Source organism: Streptomyces sp. NPDC006643, from assembly GCF_042870175.1.
Classification (GTDB): Bacteria; Actinomycetota; Actinomycetes; order Streptomycetales; family Streptomycetaceae; genus Streptomyces.
In genome coordinates this window covers 442754-462565 of sequence record NZ_JBIAHA010000002.1, presented here as the reverse complement: position 1 = coordinate 462565, position 19812 = coordinate 442754, and the positions used below count along the sequence as shown (strand labels likewise).

The following is a 19812-nucleotide window of genomic DNA, read 5'->3' as shown; positions in this document are numbered from 1 at the left end:
CTACGGTAAGGAGGTGCAGGCAGCAAACGAAACACCCGAGCGGCCATCGGGCCGACTCCGCCGGGCCCGTGCCCTCTACCGTGACGTCTCCATGCGGAAGATGGCCTGGCTGCTGCTGAAGGACACCGTCAACTCGTGCATCGAGTACCGGATTCTCGGTCTCGCGGCGGAAGCGGCGTTCTTCACGCTGCTCTCCCTGCCGCCGTTGATGCTCGGTCTCCTCGGCCTGCTCGGGTACATAGACGACTGGACCAACACCACCACGGTCGCCTCGATCGAGCAGAACATCCTCACCGCGGTCGGCACCGTCCTCTCGGACCGGGGCGTCGACCAGATCGCCAGACCACTGCTGTCGGACGTCACGCACGGCGGACGCCCCGACCTCATCTCCATCGGTTTCGCCATCGCGCTGTGGTCCGGCTCGCGGGCGGTGAACGTCTTCATCGACACCATCACCGTGATGTACGGACTCGACGGCCGGCGCGGCATCGTCGCCACCCGGCTCCTGGCGTTCCTGCTCTACATCGTGGCGCTGCTCATCGGCGCCGTCGTGCTGCCGCTGGCGGTGGTGGGGCCGGACCGGGTCGTCGACCTCATCCCGTGGGGCACCGAGGTCGCCTCCGTCCTGTACTGGCCGGTGGTGATCCTGCTCTCCATCGCCTTCCTGACGACGCTCTACCACGTGTCCGTGCCCGCGCGTTCGCCGTGGATCGAGGACGTGCCGGGCGCGCTCGTGGCCCTCGGCATGTGGGTCTTCGGCAGCTTCCTGCTCCGGATCTATCTCACCAGCACGGTCGAGGGCCCCACGATCTACGGCTCCCTCGCGGCCCCCATCGCCGTCCTGCTGTGGATAGGGATCTCGGCCTTCGCCGTCCTGGTCGGCGCGGCGGTCAACGCCGCCATCGACCGGGTGTGGCCCTCGGTGGCCACGTCGGCGGCGCGCGCCGCCAACGAGCGGCTGCGGGCGGCGCAGGCGGCGGAGCTGGTGGCGCGCGTGGAGGCGGCCTCGGGGGAGACGGACGACGGGGACCACGGGGAGTACGGCCCCGATCCGGACATGCCGTCGGAGTTCCCGGAGAGATGGTCCCGCTTCCTGCCGCCGGACGACCTGAAGTCGCGCTTCCACGCGGGCCGGGACAAGGAGCAGAAGCCGTAGCGGCCCTCGTCGTAGGCTGGACGTGTGTACAGGGAACGGGCGTCGCGGGTCGAGGGCGTCGTCGTATGGACGCGGACCGCGCCGGAGCGCGACGACGGCCCCGTCTACCCCGTCCTTCCCGACGGCTGCATGGACCTGCTGTGGATCGGCGGCCGGCTCAGTGTCGCCGGACCCGACACCCGCGCCTTCACTCCGGACCTGTCGGGTGACGGCGGCGGTTTCGAAGACGCGGTAGGTGTCCGCTTCGCGCCCGGTGTCGCGCCCGCCCTGCTGGGCGTAGCGGCGCACGAACTGCGCGACCGGCGCGTGGATCTCACCGACCTGTGGCCGGGCCCGGAGGGACGCGACATCGCCGAGCGTGTCGCCGCCGCCACCGACCCGGCCGCCGCCCTGGAAGCGGTGGCGCTCAGGCGCTTCGCCCGCTCCGGACCGCCCGACCCGCTGCTGCGCGCCGTCGTCGCCGGGCTCGACGCGGGCCGGCCGGTCGCCGCCGTCGCCGAGACCGTCGGCCTCGGCACCCGCCGGCTGCACCGCCGCTCCCTGGACGCCTTCGGTTACGGCCCCAAGACCCTGGCCCGCGTCCTGCGCCTCCAGCGCGCCCTGGCGCTCGTCCGGGCGTCGGTGCCGTACGCGCAGACGGCCGTCCTCGCGGGCTACGCCGACCAGGCGCACCTGGCCAGGGAGACCCGCGAGCTGGCCGGTCTCACGCTCGGCGCCTACTCGGCGTTGGCGAACAGCGAGACGCCGCAGCCGTCCGGGTCGAGCACGACCGCGTAGCGCTGGCCCCAGGTCGCGTCCCACGGCTTGAGATGGCCGCGATACCCGGCGCCGGTCAGCTCCGCGTAGACCGCGTCGACCTCGGCGGGGCTGTCGCAGAGGAAGTTCAGGCCCAGCCGGTCGCCGGTCGACGGCGGGGTCCAGCCGGGATCGAAGTCGCGTACGACGTCCTCGGTGTCCCAGGCCAGCCGCATGCCGCCCGGGAGTGCGGCCTCCACATGGGGAGCGGAGTCCGCGTCGGCGGGGATGTCCAGGCCGAGCCTGCGGTAGAAGGCGAGCGAGGCCGCCATGTCGGAGGTGACGATGCCGATCAGATCGAGTCGTGGAGTCATGGGATCACGGTAGGCGCGGGCCGCCCGGCCGGTCTTGAACGAATCGGACGGGACCGCGCCGGTTCGCCTTCGATAGCCTCGAACGGTGCTGAGACGGGGCGGGAACAGCGAGGCGGGCATACCGGGCGTAACGGGCGTATCGGGGGCGGTGGGGTCGGCGGTCGGCCCCGTCGTCCGAGACACCGCCCTGTGGGCCGCCCTGGCCGGGGTCGCGGTCGTCTGGTTCGTGGGCCACCCCGACTCCTCCCTCGTCCTGGAACTGGTGCTGCCGCTGGCCGTTCTCGCCGTCGCGATCCCGGCCCGCCGCCGGTGGCCCGTGGCGGCCCTGCTCACCGTCAACGCCCTGTGCGCGCTCGGCCTCGCCCATCCCCTCACCCCGGCCAACGCCTACGTCCTGCCGCTCGCCGTCTTCGCCTGGCTGCTGGGCGCAGGACCGACCACCACCCGCTCCGCGCTGCTGACGCTCGGCGGCGCTCTCGCGTTCGACCTGGCGCTCTGCGCCGTACTGGGCGTGAGCGTGGTGTGGTGGTACTGGACGCTGACGATCCTGCCCCTGGCGCTGCTGGTGCCCTGGCTGTTCGGCCGCTACTGGCAGGCCCGGCTCGCGCTCGTGCGCGGCGGCTGGCAGCGGGCCGGGCTCCTGGAGCGGGAGCAGCGGCTCGTCGCCGAACAGGCCCGGCTGCGGGAGCGCACCAGGATCGCCGCCGACACGCACGACTCCCTCGGCCATGAGCTGAGCCTCATCGCGCTCCGGGCGGGCGCCCTGGAACTCTCACCCACGCTGACCGGTCAGGACCGGGCGGACCTGGGCGAGTTGCGGGCGGCGGTGGCGGACGCGGTCGGTCATCTGCGGGACACCGTGGGGGTGTTGCGCGACGACGAGGGCGACCGGGCGACCGCGCCGGCGGCCGAGTCCGTGGGGCAACTGGTGGACCGGGCACGGGACTCCGGTGTCACCGTCGAGCTGCGGCAGGAGAGCAGCCCGGCGCCTCCCGGTCTCTCCCCGCTCGTGGAACGGGCCGTGTACCGGGTGGTGCGGGAGTCGCTGACCAACGCGGCCAAGCACGCGCCCGGGGCGGCCGTACGGGTGCGGATCACGCACGAGGGCGGCCGTACCGGCGTCACCGTGACCAACGCCGCCCCGGCCCGGGGGCGGTCGCCGTCGCCGAGGCCCGGGGGACATGGCCTGGCGGGGCTGCGTGAGCGGGTCGAACTGGTCGGCGGGACGCTGCGGGCGGCGCCGTCCGGCCCCGGGTTCGAGGTCGTCGCGACGCTGCCGGACCGGCCGACGAGCACCGGCCGGGACCCGGCGTCCCCGGACCCGGACCGGGCCTCGGACTCGCACTCGGCCTCGGACTGGGACCCGGAGCCGGACTCGGAGTCGGCACGGCAGCTCACCGAGGCCCGCCGCCGTACGAGACTGCGGCTGGCCGCCGCCTTCGTGGTCCCCGGCGGATTCGCCCTGGTCACCATCGGCTCCGCCGCCTACGCCGCGTTCCAGCTGGCCACCTGCGTACTGCGCCCCGCCGACTTCGCGGAGCTCCGGGTCGGCCGGGACCGCGCCGAGTTCGCCCACGTCCTGCCGGCGCGCCAGTTCCCCTACGTCTCCGACTCCGTCAAGTCCCGCCCCCGGCCCGCCGGAACGGTCTGCGAGTTTTACCGGTCGAGCGGCGGCCTCCTCGACCAGGTGGACGTCTACCGGCTCTGCTACGCGGACGCCCGCCTGGTCACCAAGGACGTGGTGCCCGGTACCGACGGCTGACGGCGCACGGGACCGGCGCGGCTGCGCGGCGCCGCGCCCTACGCGTCGCGGCGCCGCAGCACCTGACGGCCGGTCAGATGGGCGACGGCCGCCCAGCCCGCCACGATCAGGAAGCCCACCGGACTCGGGTACGGCGCCTCGTCGGCGAGCATCGCGTGGGTGCCCGCGCCGTGCGGCAGATAGTCGTTCACCGTCAGCAGTACCTCACCGCCCAGGCCCACCAGCATGGTCGGGACGCCGTACAGCAGCAGGAAGAGCACCGTCAGCACCCCGGCCGGTGCTCGCAGGGCGAACGAGACACCCACCGTCAGCACCGACACCAGCGCCAAGTAGCCGCCAAGCGAAAGCACTTGACCCGCGACCGTGGCGGCGTCGAACGTGGCGCGGCCGTCGAACGACGCCCATGCCACCGCCGTACCCAGCACACCGAGCAGCACACCCGCCGCGCCCGTCACCACGGCGGCGACCAGCGCCTTGGCCAGCTGGACATGGTGTCTGACCGGCACCCACAGCAGCGTCGCGTGCACGCTGCTCGTCGCGTACTCGCCCGTCACCGCCGTCATCGCCAGGACGGCCACCGCGAACTGCACGAGCACGGAGGCGGTCACCGGCGCGTTGCCGACCGGCTGGACGGGATGGTCGTTGATCGCCGCGATGGCGCCGTAGTAGAAGGTGAACACCCCCATCAGCAGCACGCCCGCGATCAGGCACACCGGCGCGGCGCGTACGGTCCACAGCTTGGTCCACTCGGCGGCCACCGCACCGCCCGGCCCGCCCCTCACGCGCCTCACGCCCCCGCCCCGTACTGCACGCTCTGCGCGGTCAGTTCCATGTACGCCTGCTCCAACGAGGCCGGGACCGCGCGCAGTTCATGGAGCCGTACGCCCAGCCCGTGGGCGGCGTCGCCCACTTCCCGGGCGGTCCGGCCCCGCACCACCAGCTCCGTCCCACCGGCCGGCCCGACGTCCGCGCCCTCCGAGGCCAGCCGGTCCGCCAGCGCCCGCCGGTCGCCGGCGTCCGGGACTCCCACCCGTACGGAAGCCAGTGCGCTGCCGGCCAGGAACACCTCCATCGCCGTGTCCGCGAGCAGCTTCCCCCGCCCGATGACCACGAGCTGATCGGCCGTCTGCTGCATCTCGCTCATGAGATGGCTGGAGAGGAAGACCGTGCGGCCCTCGGCGGCCAGCGAGCGCACCAACTCCCTGACCCAGCGCACCCCGTCCGGGTCGAGACCGTTGACGGGCTCGTCGAAGACGAGGACGCGCGGGTCGCCGAGCAGCGCGCCCGCGACGCCGAGCCGCTGGTACATGCCCAGCGAGAAGGTCCCGGCCCGCTTACGGGCCACCGACGCGAGCCCCACCATCTCCAGGACCTCGTCCACCCGGCCCACCGGAATGCCGTTGCTGCGGGCCTGCGCCGTCAGATGGCTCCGCGCGGAGCGCGCCGGATGCAGGGCCTTCGCGTCCAGCAGCGCGCCGACCTCCCGTACGGGATGCCGCAGCGCGGCGTACGGCCTGCCGTCGATGAGCGCCGTACCCCCGGTCGGGTGGTCGAGACCGAGGATCATGCGCATGGTGGTCGACTTGCCGGCCCCGTTCGGGCCGAGGAAGCCGGTCACCCGGCCTTCCCCGACGTCCAGCGTCAGACCGTCCACGGCGACCGTGTCGCCGTAGCGTTTGGTCAGTCCTCTCAGGGTGATCACGCGTGTGTCCGTCCTTCCGCCGCTGTCCGTCGTTGACCCCGAGGACGGTAGGAAGCACCGCGCCCGGCGCACATCGGCCGTTCGTCGCCGAACACACCCCCTACCTTCGTCGGGGACCCTCACGCGGGGCCGGCTCGGTACACTCCGCCCGTGGTCAGGGTGCTGGTGGCAGACGACGAGGCGCTGGTCCGCGCCGGGGTGCGCGCGATCCTGGCGCGGGATCCGGGGATCGAGGTCGTCGCGGAGGCGGCCGACGGGCAGGAGGCCGTCGACGCGGTACGCGAACACCGGCCGGACGTGGCCCTGCTGGACATCCAGATGCCAGGGCTCGACGGGATCGCGGCGGCGGAGCGGATCCATCGAGAGCTGCCCGGCACGGCGGTGGTCATGCTGACGACCTTCGGCGAGGACGACTTCATCGCCCGCGCGCTGCGCGGCGGCGCCGACGGTTTCCTGCTCAAGGCGGACGACCCCAGGGAACTGCTGACGGGCGTGCACGCGGTGGCCGGGGGCGGCGCGTATCTCTCACCGAGGGTGGCGGCCCGGGTCGTCGCGGGGCTACGGGCCGGCGGCGCGGGCGCGGCGGCGGTACGGCCACTGGCGGAGCGGCTGACGCGGCGCGAGCACGCGGTCCTGGCACTGGTCGGATGCGGGCTGTCCAACGCCGAGATCGGCCGGCGCCTGTTTCTGGTCGAGGCCACGGTGAAGGCCCATGTCAGCGCGATCCTGGCCAAGTTGGGCGTACGCAACAGGGTCGAGGCGGCGATCGCGGCGTACGAGGCGGGCCTGGTCGGCCGGGACCGTGACGGCGGCCGATAAGCGCCCGGCACACGACAGCGGGCGATAAGCGCCCGGCACGCGACGGCGGCACACGACAGCGGGCCGCGCCATGGGCGCGGCCCGCCGGGGACGGATGTCCCTGCGTCCTGCGGAGCCTCAGAGGATCGTCACCCTCGGAGTTCCCGGATGCCTCGGATGCCTTGTCGGTCTCAGATGATCGAGACGCCGTAGGCGCTGAGCGCCTCGGTGACCGGCTGGAAGAACGTGGTGCCGCCGGAGGAGCAGTTGCCGCTGCCGCCGGAGGTCAGGCCCAGCGCCGTGGTGCCGGCGAAGAGCGCGCCGCCGCTGTCGCCGGGCTCGGCGCAGACGTTGGTCTGGATCATGCCGTACACGATGCCGTCGGCGCCGTAGTTCACCGTGGCGTTGAGGCCGGTGACCGAGCCGCCGTGCAGACCGGTCGTGCTGCCGCTGCGCTGGACGGCCTGGCCGACCGAGGCGTCGCCCGCACCGGTGATCTCCTGGTAGCTGCCGTTGTACAGGTAGACCCTGCCGTCGGCCGCACCCGGGTCGGAGTGCTGGATGATCCCGAAGTCGTTGTCCGGGAAGCTGGAGCCGACCGTGGTGCCGATGGACCAGCTGCTGCCGATGTTGGTGCAGTGACCGGCGGTCAGGGCGTAGTTCGCGCTGCCGTTGGTCACGTTGAAGCCGAGCGAGCAGCGGGCGCCACCGGTGGTGATGGCCTCGCCGCCGGCGATCAGCTTGCTGAAGGTGCCGGGGGTGCGCTTGATCGTCAGGCCGGCGTCGGTGTCCGCGACGGCCGACTTGACCTCGGCCAGCTCGGCCGCGGAGACGGTGCTGTCCGCGGTGACGACGATCTTGCCGGTGGCCTTGTCGGTGTACCAGGCGGTGCCGGCCACGTCGGCGTCGAGCACCGCGGAGCTGGCGGTGGCGAGCTGAGCGGCCGTCACCTTGGCGTCGGGCGCCGGGGCGGCCACGGCGGACGGGACGGCGAGCGCGACAGCGGCCAGCAGACCGGTCGACACGGCGAGAACACGAGCGCGTCTGGACACGCCGTTGCGGGGGGAGAAGCGCTTGAAGGTCACGAAATCCTCCATCGGTGGGGGGAACGCACGGCCCCGTGGGGTGTGGGCCGTTGTCTCGTGCGACGGTCCGTGGCCGGTCGTCACCGGCTCGGTGCCTGTCGTTCCGCACGGTTGGAATCGTTGACGGGCCACGCCTCGTACACAAGGCCGACTTCCGGACCCCCGGCCGTGCGCGCCCCGGAATCCCGCGCCGGTCCCTCCGCCGGAGCGCCGCCTCCGCTTCGCATCCGCGTGGCCGGTGGTTTGCTGCAAAGCGGTCGGATACCGGGGCGCGGTGTCCGCCGTGGGCATGAACTCCCTGTGAGGCGGCGGGTTTGAGCCGCTAAACCTAGGGGTTTCGACGGGTCACGTCACGAACACACACGGTTTGCTCACCGGTTCGGTACCCGGTATGAGCGGTGTGTACGGCGGTGCCGGAAGCCGCCGCGAGGGCGGGTGCCGATGGTCGCCGCTGTTGCCCGATTGGTGCTATGAGGCGTACGTACGAATTGCGTTCACCGGCTCGATGGCTGAAAGTATGCGCTACGGCCCCGATTTGGGGCTGGTTCGGCCGTCACGGGTGTCCGCTTCCGGCCACGGATCTTCTCTTGTGCGACCATCCGCCGTGTGCCGACCCGGCTCGGCGGTCGTCCCGACCGGCTCACAGGGTGCGGCATGGATGCGGCCGTCGGGGAAACCTGACAGGGCATGACTGAGGACAGAAGAAGATCCGAGACCGAGCACAGAGGAAGACCCGAGGGGCGTGACGAGTCGCCCGAGGAACAGGCCGACCGGCGCTGGGTGGAACTGCTCCAGGAGGTACGCGTCGCCCAGACCGGGGTGCAGATCCTCTTCGGTTTCCTGCTCACCGTGGTCTTCCAGCCGCGCTTCACCGACCTGTCGGACACCGACACCAACATCTACCTCGCGACGGTGGTGCTCGGCGCCGTCACCACCGGCGCGCTCATAGCGCCCGTCTCCTTCCACCGGATGGTCACGGGACGGCAGTTGAAGCCCCAGATGGTCGAGTGGGCGTCCCGGCTCACCGTCGTCGGGCTGGTCTTCCTGCTGTGCACCATGGCGTCGGCCCTGCTGCTGATCCTGCGCGTGGCACTCCACAACGCCGTCGCGCTGTGGATCGTCGCGGGACTCGTCGGATGGTTCGTGCTCTGCTGGTTCGTCCTGCCGGCCTGGGCCCGCCGCGACGGTGCCAGGGCGGAAGAGGCCGGTGCCGGGCCGGACACGGACCGGTCGGGCCCGTCAGGTACGTAATACTCGGATCATGACCCCACGCGTCACCCGGTCCGCCACGGCCGCCACCGTCCGGCGGGCCACCGTGCGCGACGCCCGGCGGCTGACCCGGCTCATCCAGGGGTCCGCCGCCTACGAGGGCCCGTACGCACCCATGATCGCCGGCTACCGCGTGGGGCCCGACTACATCGAGACCCACCAGGTCTTTCTCGCCACCGGCCCGGACGGGCGGCTGCTCGGCTTCTACGCCCTGCTGCTCGCCCCGCCCGAGCTGGACCTGATGTTCGTCGCCGACGCCGCACAGGGGCTCGGGGTCGGCCGGCTGCTGGTCGAGCACATGAAGGAGCGGGCGCGGGAAGCCGGCGTCGACGCCGTACGCGTGGTGTCGCACCCGCCCGCCGAGGGCTTCTACCGCGCGGTGGGCGCCGAACGCGTCGGTACGGTGGCGGCGAACCCGCCCGCGGTGATGTGGGACCGCCCGGAGATGGTTCTCAGGGTCCGCCCCGGACCCGCGCCGACGACGACAACTCGCCACCCGCACGGGTAGTTGACGCACCGGCGACCCCCCGGACGCGGCGAGATGTGGTCCGATGGAGGTGGGGTCCGCACCATTGACCGGGCCCCACCGAGGCGTAACGCTGTCACACATGGCTGAACGCCGGACACTCATATGAATGAGTGCGGAGCGTCCCGCCATGCGTCATCGTGCGCCAACGAGAAGTCACTCCCTGAAACCCCCACATCTCAGGAAGGCAGGCAACGGCTCATGAAGGACTCACAGGAACCGGCGCGAGAAGCGGCGGACGCCACGATCAACTGGCAGACCCCCGACTTCCTGGTCGTCGAGACCGCGCTCGAGGTCACCGCCTACGCCCTGACCGACCGGTAGACCCCGCCGCCGTGCTGGTGCAGGTGCTCGGCACCGCGGCGGGCGGCGGACTGCCCCAGTGGAACTGCGCGTGTCCCGGCTGCGCCGGGGCACGCGCCCACCCCCACCGGCGCCGCCGACACGCCTCACTCGCCCTGCGCGCCGACGAGGACCGCTGGTACCTCGTCAACGCGACCCCCGACATCGGCGACCAGATCGAGGACACCCCCGCACTGCGTCCGGGGCCGGGACCGCGCGACACCCCCGTGGCCGGAGTGATCCTCACCGACGCCGAACTCGACCACACCCTCGGCATCGCCCGGCTCCGCGAGGCCGACGGCTTCGACGTCCTCGCCACCCCGCCCGTCCACGGCGCCCTGACCGGGCTCATGCGACTCGACGACATCCTCGCCCCGTACACCCGGGTGGAATGGCGGGAGTTGGGCGCCCGGCCCCTGCCGCTCACCAAGGGCGGGGGCATCGAGATCGACGCCGTCCCCGTCTCGCCCAAACGCCCGCGTTACGCGGTGGCCCGAGGCGGCCGGGACGACGACCACACCTGGGTCGTCGCCCTGCGGCTGCGCGAGAGCGCCACCGGCCGCAGCCTCGTCTACGCGCCCGCCCTCGCCCGCTGGACCGACACCTTCCAGGACGCCGTCGAGGCCGCCGACTGCGTGATCGTCGACGGCACCTTCTGGGACGACGACGAACCCGTACGGACCGGCATCTCGGCCGGCACCGCCACCGCCATGGGGCATCTGCCGATCGCCGGGCCCGGCGGCACCGCCCGCAGGCTCTCCGGGCTGCGCGCCCGCTGCCTCTACACGCACCTCAACAACACGAACCCCCTCGGCGACCCCGACGCCCCACAGCACACGCTGCTCGGGGAGTGGGGCCTGGAGGTCGCCGCCGACCGAATGGTGATCGAGCTGTGAGCACAGCCGCCCCGACCGCGACCCGCACCGGCGGACCCTGGAGCCCCGAGGAGTTCACGGACCGGCTGCGCGCCGTCCCCGCCGAGCGCTACCACGACCGCCACCCGTTCAACGTACGGATGCACGAAGGCACCCTGGAGCCGGGCGAGTTGCGCCGCTGGATCATCAACCGCTTCCACTACCAGCGGCACATCCCGGTCAAGGACGCCCTGATCCTCGCCAAGTTCGACGACTCCTCGCTCCGCCGCTCCTGGCTGCGCCGTATCCAGGACCACGACGGCCCGGTGGAGGGCGAGGGCGGGATCGAGCGCTGGCTGCGGCTCGGCGAGGCCGCCGGGATCGACCGCGCGCGGCTCACCTCGGGCGCGGAGGTCCTGCCGGGCGTACGCCTCGCCGTCGACGGCTACGTCAACTTCTGCCGGCTGGGCACCCCGCTCGAAGCCGTCGCCGCCTCCCTCACCGAACTCGCGGCGCCCGGCATCATGCGCACCCGGATCGAGGCGTTCGAACGCCACTACCGGTGGATCGAGGCCGACGGACTGATCTACTTCCGCGACCGCGTCGGCCAGGGCGGGCGGGACAGCCGGGAAGCCCTGGCCCTGGTCACCGCGTGGGCCACCACCCGGCGGGAGCAGGAAGCGGCCGTCGCCGCGCTCCGGTTCAAGTGCGACGTGCTCTGGTCCCTGCTGGACGCCGTCGACCATGGCGTGCGGGAGCGGCCATGACGACCGGACCGACGGCCGGCGTCGACAACGCCTGGAAACCGGTGCTCTCCCGGTCGGTGGTCTTCCGGCACGACCGGGTACGGGACACGGACCTCCTCGTCCTGCCCGAGCGCGTCGTCGTGCTCCAGGGCAACGCCGGCGCCGTCCTGCGCCTCTGCGACGGCGCCAACGACGTCGGCGCGATCGTCGCCACTCTCGCCGCCCGGCACCCCGGCGCCCCCGTCGCCGACGAAGTGCCGGTCTTTCTCGGGCGCCTGCGCGCGAAAGGCTGGCTCTTATGAGCCCACCCGGTCGGCCGGACCCGCCCTGGGCGCTGCTCGCCGAGCTGAGCCACGGCTGCCCGCTGCGCTGCTCGTACTGCTCCAACCCTCTCGAACTGGTTGGCAGAGACAGCGAACTGACGACCGATCAGTGGGCCGGGGTGTTCCGCCAGGCCGCCGCCCTCGGCGTCGTACAGAGCCATCTCTCCGGCGGTGAACCGCTGCTGCGCCGCGATCTGACCGGGATCGTCGCCGCGGCCGACGGCGCCGGGATCCACACCCAGCTCGTCACCAGCGGTGTCGGCCTGCACGAGAAACGGCTCGCCGCGCTGCTGGACGCCGGGCTGCGCAGCGTCCAGCTCTCGGTGCAGCACGCCGACCCCGCCGCCTCCGAACTCATCGCCGGAGCACGCTCGTTCGCCGCGAAGGAGCGCGCCGCCGCACTCGTACGCGCGGCCGACGTGCCGCTCGGCCTCAACGTCGTACTGCACCGCGCCAACCTCGACGCCCTGGACGATCTCGTCGAACTCGCCCTGGCCTGGGGCGCGGAGCGTATCGAACTGGCCAACACCCAATTCTACGGCTGGGCGCTGCGCAACCGCGCCGCGCTGCTGCCGGACCGCGCCCAGATCTCCCGGGCCCGGGAGTCCGTCGAGCGCTGGCGGGAACGGCTGGCCGGGCGGCTGGACCTGGTGTGGGTCGTGCCGGACTACGTGGACGGGACGGCCAAGCCCTGCATGGGCGGCTGGGGCGCCGTCTCGCTGACGGTCGCGCCCGACGGCACCGTCCTGCCCTGCCCGGCCGCCGCCACCCTGCCCGGACTCCACGCGCCCAACGTGAAGGACCACTCCCTGGAGTGGATCTGGCACGAGTCGACGGCCTTCAACCTCTATCGGGGCGAGGAGTGGATGCGCGACCCGTGCCGCGGCTGCGAGCTGCGCGCCAAGGACTTCGGCGGCTGCCGCTGTCAGGCCCACGCCCTCACCGGCGACGCCACCCGGACGGACCCGGCCTGCCGGCTGTCGCCCGACCACGCGCTCGTACGCGACCTGGTGGACGCCCGCACGGCCGGGGCGGCGCCCCCGTACATCTACCGCGAACACCCCCGGGAGCACACCGCCGGAGAACCCGTGGCGGCACCGGATCACCCTTAGAACTCCCTTTCCCGCACCACCTCCCACTCCCCACCCCCCACTCCATCCGGAGGAACCCATGCACGGCAGCAAGCCGACGAAGACCCTCGTCAGGACGGCGGCGGCCACGGCCGCCGCCGCGGCGCTCGTCGCCGGACTCGTCCAGAGCGCCGGCGCGAGCGAGTCCGGCGCGGCCGAGGCGTCCACCACGACCCGGTCCACCGCGAAGGCGCCCGCCGCCCCGGCCGGTGTACCGACCGACATCACAACCATCTCCACCGGCTACTCGATCCCCTGGGGCATGCACTGGCTGCCCGACAACTCATCGGCCCTGGTCACCGAGCGCAACACGTTCAAGGTCTTCAAGGTGACCCCGACCGGACAGCGGACCGAGGTCGGCTCCGTCCCCGAGTCCCAGACCACCGGCGGCGAGGGCGGTCTGATGGGCGTCGCCGTCGACCCGAACTGGGCGAGCAATCACTTCGTGTACTTCATGCACACCTCGTCCGAGGGCAACCGCATCGCCCGGATGACCTACGACGGCACCCGACTCACCGGCTACACCGCCCTGTTGAAGGGCATCGCGAAGAACAGGTACCACAACGGCGGCCGGCTCGCCTTCGGCCCCGACGGCTATCTCTACGCCACCACCGGCGACGCCCAGAACACCGCCCTCGCCCAGGACAGGAACTCGCTCAACGGCAAGATCCTGCGGATGACGACGACCGGCGCCCCGGCCCCCGGCAACCCCTTCGGCAACCATGTCTTCAGCCTGGGGCACCGCAACCCGCAGGGCATCGCCTTCGACCCGCAGGGCCGTCTCTGGGAGGCGGAACTCGGCGAGAACGCCCGGGACGAACTCAACCTCGTCAAGGCCGGCAACAACTACGGCTGGCCCGTCTGCGAAGGCAACTGCTCCACCGCCGGGATGACCAACCCCAAGGCCACCTGGACCACCGCCGAGGCATCGCCCAGCGGTATCGCCGTCGTCGACAGCGCCGTCTACATGGCGTCGCTGCGCGGCGAACGGCTCTGGCGGATCCCGGTCAACGCGGGCAACGAGAACGTCGGCACCCCGCAGGCGCACTACGTCGGCACGTACGGGCGACTGCGCGGCGTCACCAAGGTGCCCGGCGCCAACGCGCTGTGGCTCTCCACGACCAACGTGGACGGCAACGGCGGTGAGCCCGCCGGATCGGACAAGATCTTCCGGGTGACGATCGGCTGAACCGGCGCGCGCCTCGGAAGACGGCCTCGTCGGACGCCGGTTCCCCACGAGACCGAGGTCCGGCGACCGGCCTCGGGAAGCCGTCTCGTACCCCGGCGCGCGCCCCCGGTACGGCCGCTGCCCGGCGCGGAACTCCCCTTCCGCGCCGGACAGTCGGCCCGCCAACACGGGTGAGTGAAAGGTGAGATCGCCGACTCGGAGAGCGGTAGTGTGCGCTCACGGTGCGTAGTGCGAGTTGCGCCGTCGGTTACCTCGGTGAGGGTGAACGCTGCCCTCGGCCGCTGTATCCGGACCCAGTCTTCCCCGATCCTCCGAGGTCGTCCGATGATCGAGATAACGGTCCTGGCCGCGAGTGGCCTGGCCACCGGGACTCTGTTGGCGCTCGTCCTGGCAGCCGTACTCCTCCGGTCCCGTCGCGACCGGGCCGGACTCCACGAGGAGATCGCGGGCCTGCGGGACCGCCTCGACAGCGAGCGGTCGAAGGCCGGGCGCGCGTCCGACGCGGTCACCGCCGAGATCGCGCATCTCGCCGAGAAACGCGTTCCCGCCGTGGCGACCCGCGCCGCGCACCCCCACGTCCAGGTGCCGGGACCGCTCAACTCCGAGTTCGCCCGCACCGGCCCCGGCGCCGCCCTGGACGGCGTCATCGACGGCCTGCTGACCGTCATGAAGCAGGAGCGCAAGCGGGTCGACGCCGCGGCGCGCGCCGGTATGCGCGGCACCACCCGCGAGATCCAGGCCGGGCTCTACCGGCTCCAGGACGTGCTCCGAGGACTGCAACAGCAGTACGACGAGCCCGAGTTGGCACAGACCCTGTTCGAACTCGACCACGAGAACGAGCAGTCGCTGCGGCGCGCACAGGTCGCCGCGGTGGTGTGCGGCGCCTGGGTGGGCCTCGCCCGCGAGGAGTCGCACCTGGTGGACGCGGTCACCGGTGGCCAGTCACGGATCGTCGGCTACCACCGCGTCCGCGTCAACAACCATCTGGAGCCGGGCACGGCGCTCGTCTCGCACGCCGTCGAGCCGGTCGCGATCATCGTCGCCGAACTCCTCGACAACGCGCTGCGGCACTCCTCACGGGACACCGACGTCACCGTCAACCTGGAACGCGCCCACCACGGGGCCGCCGTCACCATCGACGACGCCGGTGTCGGCATGTCCACCGACGAACGCGCCTACGCGCAGCGGATGGTGGCGAGCAGCGAGCCGATCCTGCTGTCGGACCTCGGCGACCCGCCCCGGATGGGACTCGCCGCGATCGGCCAGCTCACCCGGCAGTTCGACCTCTCCGTCGACCTGTCGACCCCCTCGCCGTACGGCGGCGTACGCGCGGTGCTGCTGGTCAGCAACCATCTGCTCAGCCATGTCGACCCGGCCCTGAGGCCGCCGGCCGCCGCCGCCCCCCGCTCCACCCGCCCCGCCGGGGCGCCGGAGCTGTCGGCCCGGCCGGAGACACTCGGGAAGCTGCCCGTCCGGACCGCCGCCGCCTCCCGGGCCCTGCGGACGAACGGCCGTTTGTCCGCACCGCCCGCGGCCCCCGACACCACCCCGCACCCCGACTCCGCCCGCGGCGACGCCCCCTACCCCGGCCGCGCGCCCGACGACGGCGCCGGCCCCGATCGCGACATCGCACCACCCGACCACGACACCGGGCCCGGCGACGAGATCCTGCCCCAGCGCAGGCGCCGCCGCACCGTCCGCACCGGCGCCGAGGCCCCCGCCCCGGTCCCGGCCGCCCGACCCGTCCCCGAGCAGGCCCAGCCGCCCGCCCGTACCCCCGAACACGCCGCCGCGGCGCTCGGTGCGCTCCAGTCCGGTACCGCAGCGGCACGATCCACCGCCGACCCCGAAGGGAACGACCCGCGATGAAAAGCCGCGACGCCGGCGAAACGGCGTGGGTGCTTGATCCGATCCTGGAAATCCCGCATGTGCGGGCAGCCGTCCTGCTCACCAGAGACGGCCTCGTCTCCGGTTACACGGACGCGCTGACCCAGGCCACCGCCGAACGCACGGCGGCGATCATCAGCACCGTGCATGGCGCGTGCCGTACGGCCGCCGCCGCCTTCGCCGACCACGACGACGCCGAGATCCGCCAGATCGTCATCGAGTCCGACCACGGCTACATCCTGGTCGCGCCCACCTCGCACGGCACCTGTGTGGCCGCGTACGGAGGCACCGAGGTACGGCTCGACCTGCTCGCCCACCGGGTGCACTCGCAGGTGGTCAGACTCGGTGAGAAAACGATGACCGCCGCACCACGCGCGGCGGAGGGCGGCGCTCCGGTATGACCGGCCGCAGGAGCGGTCGCCCACTCGTACCCGCCTACCTGTCCACCGGCGGTGTGGCTCGGCCGAGCCACACCGAACTGGAGCGGCTCTCGCTGCTGACCGGGGGAACCGGGCCCGCCCCCGACGGGCTGCCCGCCGCCCGGCACGCCCTCTTCGACGTGCTCGACGGCGGGACGCTCACCCTCGTGGAGGCCGCCGCCCTGCTGGAGCTGCCGGTCTCCGCCGTACGCGTACTCGCCGCCGAGCTGGCCGACCAGGGGCTGGTCAGCCTCCGCGCGCCGGTGCCCCCGGCCGCCCTGCCCGCACCCGACCTGTTGAAGAGAGTGGCCGATGGCCTCCGCGCCCTCAAGCAATGACACCGACGGCAGCGTCGGGCTGCATCTGCCCGACACCACCCGGGAGTTGGTGAAGATCCTGGTGGCCGGCCCGTTCGGCGTCGGCAAGACCACGCTGATCGACTCGGTCTCCGAGATCCGCCCGCTGCACACCGAGGAACATCTCACCGAGGCGTCCGTGGCCGTGGACGACCTCGCCGGCGTACGCGACAAGACCACCACGACCGTCGCCATCGACTTCGGGCGCATCAGCCTGGACGCCGGGATCGTGCTCTATCTGTTCGGCACCCCCGGACAGGAGCGCTTCCGCGCGCTGTGGGCGGACATCGCCCACGGTGCGCTCGGCGCGCTCGTCCTCATCGACACGCGCCGGATCGACGACTCCTTCGACGTGCTCGGACTGGTCGAGGAGTCGGGGCTGCCGTACGCCGTCGCGCTCAACACCTTTCCCGACGCGCGCTCCTACACACGCGAGCAGTTACGCGGCTCGCTCGACCTGGAACCCGGCACGCCCATGGTCGTCTGCGACGCGCGCGACACCAACTCCTCCATCGACGCGCTGCTCGCACTCGTGCAGCATCTGACAGCGGGTCACGCCGAAGGCGCCGGCCCCACCACGGAGACCGGGTGACCTGGTGACTTCCTCCTATCCCGCGCCCGCGAAGGCCTTCTCCCTGTCGGCGCCGGTCCGGCTCTGGGACGAGGGCTTCGCCGCCGACCCGCACGGCCGCTACGAGGCACTGAGGGCACAGGGCCCCGTCGGCTGGGGCGAACTCGCCCCCGGCGAGCCCGCGTACATGGTCACCGACCGCAGGGCCGCGCTCGACATCCTGCACGACCCCGACACCTGGTCCCGCGACTCCAGGGAGTGGGAGGCCACCGCCGCCCCCGACTCGCCGATCTTCGGCATGCTGAGATGGCGCCCCAACCCCCTGTTCACCGACGGGGCCGTGCACGGGCGTTACCGGACGGCGCTGGTCGACGGCTTCGACCTGGTCGAGCCGCACGACCTGCGCGAGCGCGTGCACCGCGCCGTGGACCTGCTGGTCGGCCGGTTCGGGCCGGTGGGCGGCGCGGACCTCGTGGACGACTTCGCCCGCCCCTTGATGACGCTGATCTTCAACAACCTCTTCGGCCTGCCCGACAGCCAGAGCGCCCGCCTCAACAACTCGCTCGGCCGGCTGATGGAAGGCGGCGCCGAGGCCGCCGCCGGGGATGTGGAGTACGGCGAGTACGTCACCGAACTCGTCACCGCCAAGACCCTCGAACGCGGCGACGACCTGACCAGCTGGCTGATCGACCACCCGGCCGACCTCACCTACGAGGAAGTCGTCTGGCAGGTCTTCCTCACCATGGGCGCGGGCCACGAGCCCACCGCGAACCTCGTCGCCAACGCCCTGTCGCGGATGCTCGGCAACCCCGCCTACTACTCCACCCTCACCAGCGGCTCCCGCCCCGTCATGGACGCCGTTCTCGAAGTCCTGCGCCACGAGACGCCGTTGGCGAACTACGGCATCCTCTACGCCCGCGAGTCGCACAGCTTCCACGGTGTCTGGGTACGCAAGGCCGTGCCCGTCATCGTCTCGTACGGGGCGCTCGGCTACTTCTCCGAACAGGACGCCGGAGACGCGCCGCACCACCCGCACGACGCCTCCCATCTCTCCTGGGGCGCGGGCGCCCACAAGTGCCCCGTCAAACAGCACGCGTTGCTCATCGCCACCGAGGCCATCGAGCGGATCACCCAGTGGCTGCCCGATCTGGAGCTGGTCACGGCGCGCGACCAACTCACCTGGCGGCCGGGCCCGTTCGTCCGTTCCCTCAAGTCCCTGCCGGTGCGCTTCACCCCCCGTACGCCGGACACCACCGTCGCCACCCCCTGACGAAGTCCCGGCGCCCCACCGTCTTCACCTCCGCGACACGACCCCGTCCGAGAAGTCAGGAGACCGGACATGACGACAGAGATCACCCGGGTGACCCTCGACCCGTTCGGCGCGGACATCGCCGCCGAGACCGCCCGACTGCGCGCGCTGGGCCCCGTCGTGCCCGTCGAACTGCCCGGCGGTGTACCCGCCTGGGCGCCCACCGGCTTCGCCTCGCTGCGCGCCCTCATCCTCGACCCCCACGTCAGCAAGGACCCCCAACTGCACTGGTCCTTGTGGGAGGAGGTCAACAGCAGGCCCGAGTGGAGCTGGATGCTCGGCTGGGTCGGCGTACGCAACATGCTCAACGCGTACGGCCCCGACCACGCCCGGCTGCGCAAGCTCGTCGCGCCCAGCTTCACCCGCAGGCGCACCGACGCGATGCGCGAACGAGTCGAGGCGATCACCGCCGACCTCCTCGCCGGGCTCGAAGCACAGGCCGCCGCCGCCCCGGGCGAGCCGATCGATCTGCGGGCCGGCTACGCCCACCCGCTGCCCATGCGGCTGATCTGCGAACTGCTGGGCGTGCCCGACCACTTGCGCGGCGCCGCCGTCAAACTGATGGTCGACGTCTTCGACACCTCCGACCCCAGCCCCGAACACGCCGCCTCCATCCAGCAGCAGATCGGCACGGTGCTGCCCGCGCTGATCGCGTACAAGGTCGAACACCCCGGCAACGACCTGGCCACGGAGCTGATCCGGGTGCACGACGAGGACGGCGACCGGCTCGCCGACGACGAACTCCTCTACACCATCATGCTGATCATCGGCGCCGGGTTCGAGACCACGGTCAATCTCATCGGCAACGCCGTCGTCACCCTCCTCAGCCACCCCGACCAGCTCGCCGCCGTCCGCGCCGGCCGGGTCAGCTGGGAGAGGGTGATCGAGGAGGTCCTGCGCGTCCACCCCTCCATCGCCAACCTCCCGCTGCGCTACGCCGTCACCGACATCACCGTCGACGGCGTCACCATCCCGGCGGGCGACGCCATCGTGACCACCTACGCCGCGGCAGGCCACGACCCGCTGCGGTACGGCACCGACGCCGCCGCGTTCGACGTCCACCGGGGCGCGGACGAGCATCTGTCGTTCGGCGTCGGCGTCCACCGCTGCATCGGCGCGCCGCTCGCCCGGATGGAGGCACTGACCGCCCTGCCCGCGCTCTTCGACCGCTTCCCCCGGATGCGACTGGCCGTCGACCCCGGCCAGTTGAGGCAGGTACCGTCCTTCATCGCGTTCGGTTGGCAGGAGATACCGATAGTGGCGCACGGAGAGTGACGGT

22 protein-coding genes are annotated in these 19812 nt (G+C 72.3%); 18 read left to right on the top strand and 4 right to left on the bottom strand.

Annotated features, from left to right (window positions below; all coding sequences use genetic code 11):
• Window positions 1–13 precede the first annotated feature (13 nt).
• On the top strand, window positions 14–1156 hold the full coding sequence (locus tag ACFYNU_RS04630; RefSeq protein WP_356584678.1) for a YihY/virulence factor BrkB family protein: 1143 nt from the start codon (window positions 14–16) through the stop codon (window positions 1154–1156).
• A 24-nt stretch (window positions 1157–1180) separates the two neighbouring features.
• A complete protein-coding gene (locus ACFYNU_RS04625) occupies window positions 1181–1933 on the top strand; it encodes a helix-turn-helix domain-containing protein (RefSeq protein WP_356584679.1) in 753 nt (250 codons plus the stop codon).
• Here ACFYNU_RS04625 and ACFYNU_RS04620 read toward each other — a convergent pair.
• A complete protein-coding gene (locus ACFYNU_RS04620; RefSeq protein ID WP_356584680.1) occupies window positions 1873–2265 on the bottom strand; it encodes a VOC family protein in 393 nt (130 codons plus the stop codon). The genes ACFYNU_RS04625 and ACFYNU_RS04620 overlap by 61 nt on opposite strands.
• Window positions 2266–2350: 85 nt before the next feature.
• On the opposite strand from ACFYNU_RS04620, the gene ACFYNU_RS04615 reads away from it, so the two are divergent.
• The gene (locus ACFYNU_RS04615; RefSeq protein WP_356584681.1) at window positions 2351–4027 is read left to right on the top strand and encodes a histidine kinase; all 1677 of its coding nucleotides are present in this window, start codon (window positions 2351–2353) and stop codon (window positions 4025–4027) included.
• Window positions 4028–4065: 38 nt separating this feature from the next.
• On the opposite strand, the gene ACFYNU_RS04610 is transcribed toward ACFYNU_RS04615, so the two are convergent.
• Together ACFYNU_RS04610 and ACFYNU_RS04605 are read right to left on the bottom strand one after the other, a co-directional pair.
• Window positions 4066–4818 carry an ABC transporter permease gene (locus tag ACFYNU_RS04610; RefSeq protein WP_356584682.1) on the bottom strand — a complete coding sequence of 251 codons (753 nt, stop codon included), beginning with the start codon at window positions 4816–4818 and terminating at the stop codon, window positions 4066–4068.
• Window positions 4815–5729, bottom strand: coding sequence for an ATP-binding cassette domain-containing protein (locus ACFYNU_RS04605; RefSeq protein ID WP_356584683.1), 915 nt, complete (start codon window positions 5727–5729; stop codon window positions 4815–4817). Before ACFYNU_RS04605 ends, ACFYNU_RS04610 begins: the two co-directional genes overlap by 4 nt.
• A gap of 159 nt (window positions 5730–5888) precedes the next feature.
• On the opposite strand from ACFYNU_RS04605, the gene ACFYNU_RS04600 reads away from it, so the two are divergent.
• Window positions 5889–6548 (top strand): response regulator transcription factor, encoded by a 660-nt coding sequence (locus ACFYNU_RS04600; protein ID WP_356584886.1) that lies wholly within the window; start codon window positions 5889–5891, stop codon window positions 6546–6548.
• Between the two features lie 170 nt (window positions 6549–6718).
• On the opposite strand, the gene ACFYNU_RS04595 is transcribed toward ACFYNU_RS04600, so the two are convergent.
• A complete protein-coding gene (locus ACFYNU_RS04595; protein ID WP_356584684.1) occupies window positions 6719–7612 on the bottom strand; it encodes a S1 family peptidase in 894 nt (297 codons plus the stop codon).
• 687 nt (window positions 7613–8299) lie between these two features.
• Between ACFYNU_RS04595 and ACFYNU_RS04590 the strand changes: the two genes are divergently transcribed.
• The 14 genes from ACFYNU_RS04590 (at window position 8300) to ACFYNU_RS04525 (ending at window position 19808) form a co-directional block, all read left to right on the top strand.
• On the top strand, window positions 8300–8863 hold the full coding sequence (locus tag ACFYNU_RS04590; protein WP_356584685.1) for a DUF6328 family protein: 564 nt from the start codon (window positions 8300–8302) through the stop codon (window positions 8861–8863).
• A gap of 10 nt (window positions 8864–8873) precedes the next feature.
• Entirely contained in the window at window positions 8874–9389 is a 516-nt protein-coding gene (locus ACFYNU_RS04585) for a GNAT family N-acetyltransferase (protein WP_356584686.1), read from the top strand.
• Between the two features lie 219 nt (window positions 9390–9608).
• Window positions 9609–9731 carry a pyrroloquinoline quinone precursor peptide PqqA gene (pqqA, locus tag ACFYNU_RS04580; RefSeq protein WP_356584687.1) on the top strand — a complete coding sequence of 41 codons (123 nt, stop codon included), beginning with the start codon at window positions 9609–9611 and terminating at the stop codon, window positions 9729–9731.
• A gap of 11 nt (window positions 9732–9742) precedes the next feature.
• A complete protein-coding gene (pqqB, locus tag ACFYNU_RS04575; protein ID WP_356584688.1) occupies window positions 9743–10645 on the top strand; it encodes a pyrroloquinoline quinone biosynthesis protein PqqB in 903 nt (300 codons plus the stop codon).
• Window positions 10642–11370, top strand: a complete 729-nt coding sequence (gene pqqC, locus ACFYNU_RS04570; protein ID WP_356584689.1) for a pyrroloquinoline-quinone synthase PqqC — start codon at window positions 10642–10644, stop codon at window positions 11368–11370. The genes pqqB and pqqC overlap by 4 nt, the downstream gene beginning before the upstream one ends.
• A complete protein-coding gene (gene pqqD / locus ACFYNU_RS04565; protein ID WP_356584690.1) occupies window positions 11367–11651 on the top strand; it encodes a pyrroloquinoline quinone biosynthesis peptide chaperone PqqD in 285 nt (94 codons plus the stop codon). Before pqqC ends, pqqD begins: the two co-directional genes overlap by 4 nt.
• Entirely contained in the window at window positions 11648–12784 is a 1137-nt protein-coding gene (gene pqqE, locus ACFYNU_RS04560; RefSeq protein ID WP_356584691.1) for a pyrroloquinoline quinone biosynthesis protein PqqE, read from the top strand. The genes pqqD and pqqE overlap by 4 nt, the downstream gene beginning before the upstream one ends.
• Before the next feature lie 58 nt (window positions 12785–12842).
• Window positions 12843–13991, top strand: a complete 1149-nt coding sequence (locus ACFYNU_RS04555) for a PQQ-dependent sugar dehydrogenase (RefSeq protein WP_356584692.1) — start codon at window positions 12843–12845, stop codon at window positions 13989–13991.
• A 324-nt stretch (window positions 13992–14315) separates the two neighbouring features.
• Window positions 14316–15860, top strand: a complete 1545-nt coding sequence (locus ACFYNU_RS04550; protein ID WP_356584693.1) for an ATP-binding protein — start codon at window positions 14316–14318, stop codon at window positions 15858–15860.
• Entirely contained in the window at window positions 15857–16279 is a 423-nt protein-coding gene (locus ACFYNU_RS04545) for a roadblock/LC7 domain-containing protein (RefSeq protein WP_356584694.1), read from the top strand. The genes ACFYNU_RS04550 and ACFYNU_RS04545 overlap by 4 nt, the downstream gene beginning before the upstream one ends.
• Window positions 16276–16635, top strand: a complete 360-nt coding sequence (locus ACFYNU_RS04540; protein ID WP_356584695.1) for a DUF742 domain-containing protein — start codon at window positions 16276–16278, stop codon at window positions 16633–16635. Before ACFYNU_RS04545 ends, ACFYNU_RS04540 begins: the two co-directional genes overlap by 4 nt.
• Complete coding sequence (locus ACFYNU_RS04535; RefSeq protein ID WP_356584696.1) at window positions 16610–17245, top strand: ATP/GTP-binding protein; 636 nt, start codon at window positions 16610–16612, stop codon at window positions 17243–17245. Before ACFYNU_RS04540 ends, ACFYNU_RS04535 begins: the two co-directional genes overlap by 26 nt.
• A gap of 1 nt (window position 17246) precedes the next feature.
• Window positions 17247–18494 carry a cytochrome P450 gene (locus tag ACFYNU_RS04530; protein WP_388765143.1) on the top strand — a complete coding sequence of 416 codons (1248 nt, stop codon included), beginning with the start codon at window positions 17247–17249 and terminating at the stop codon, window positions 18492–18494.
• A gap of 69 nt (window positions 18495–18563) precedes the next feature.
• Window positions 18564–19808, top strand: a complete 1245-nt coding sequence (locus ACFYNU_RS04525) for a cytochrome P450 (protein ID WP_356584698.1) — start codon at window positions 18564–18566, stop codon at window positions 19806–19808.
• Window positions 19809–19812: the final 4 nt, after the last annotated feature.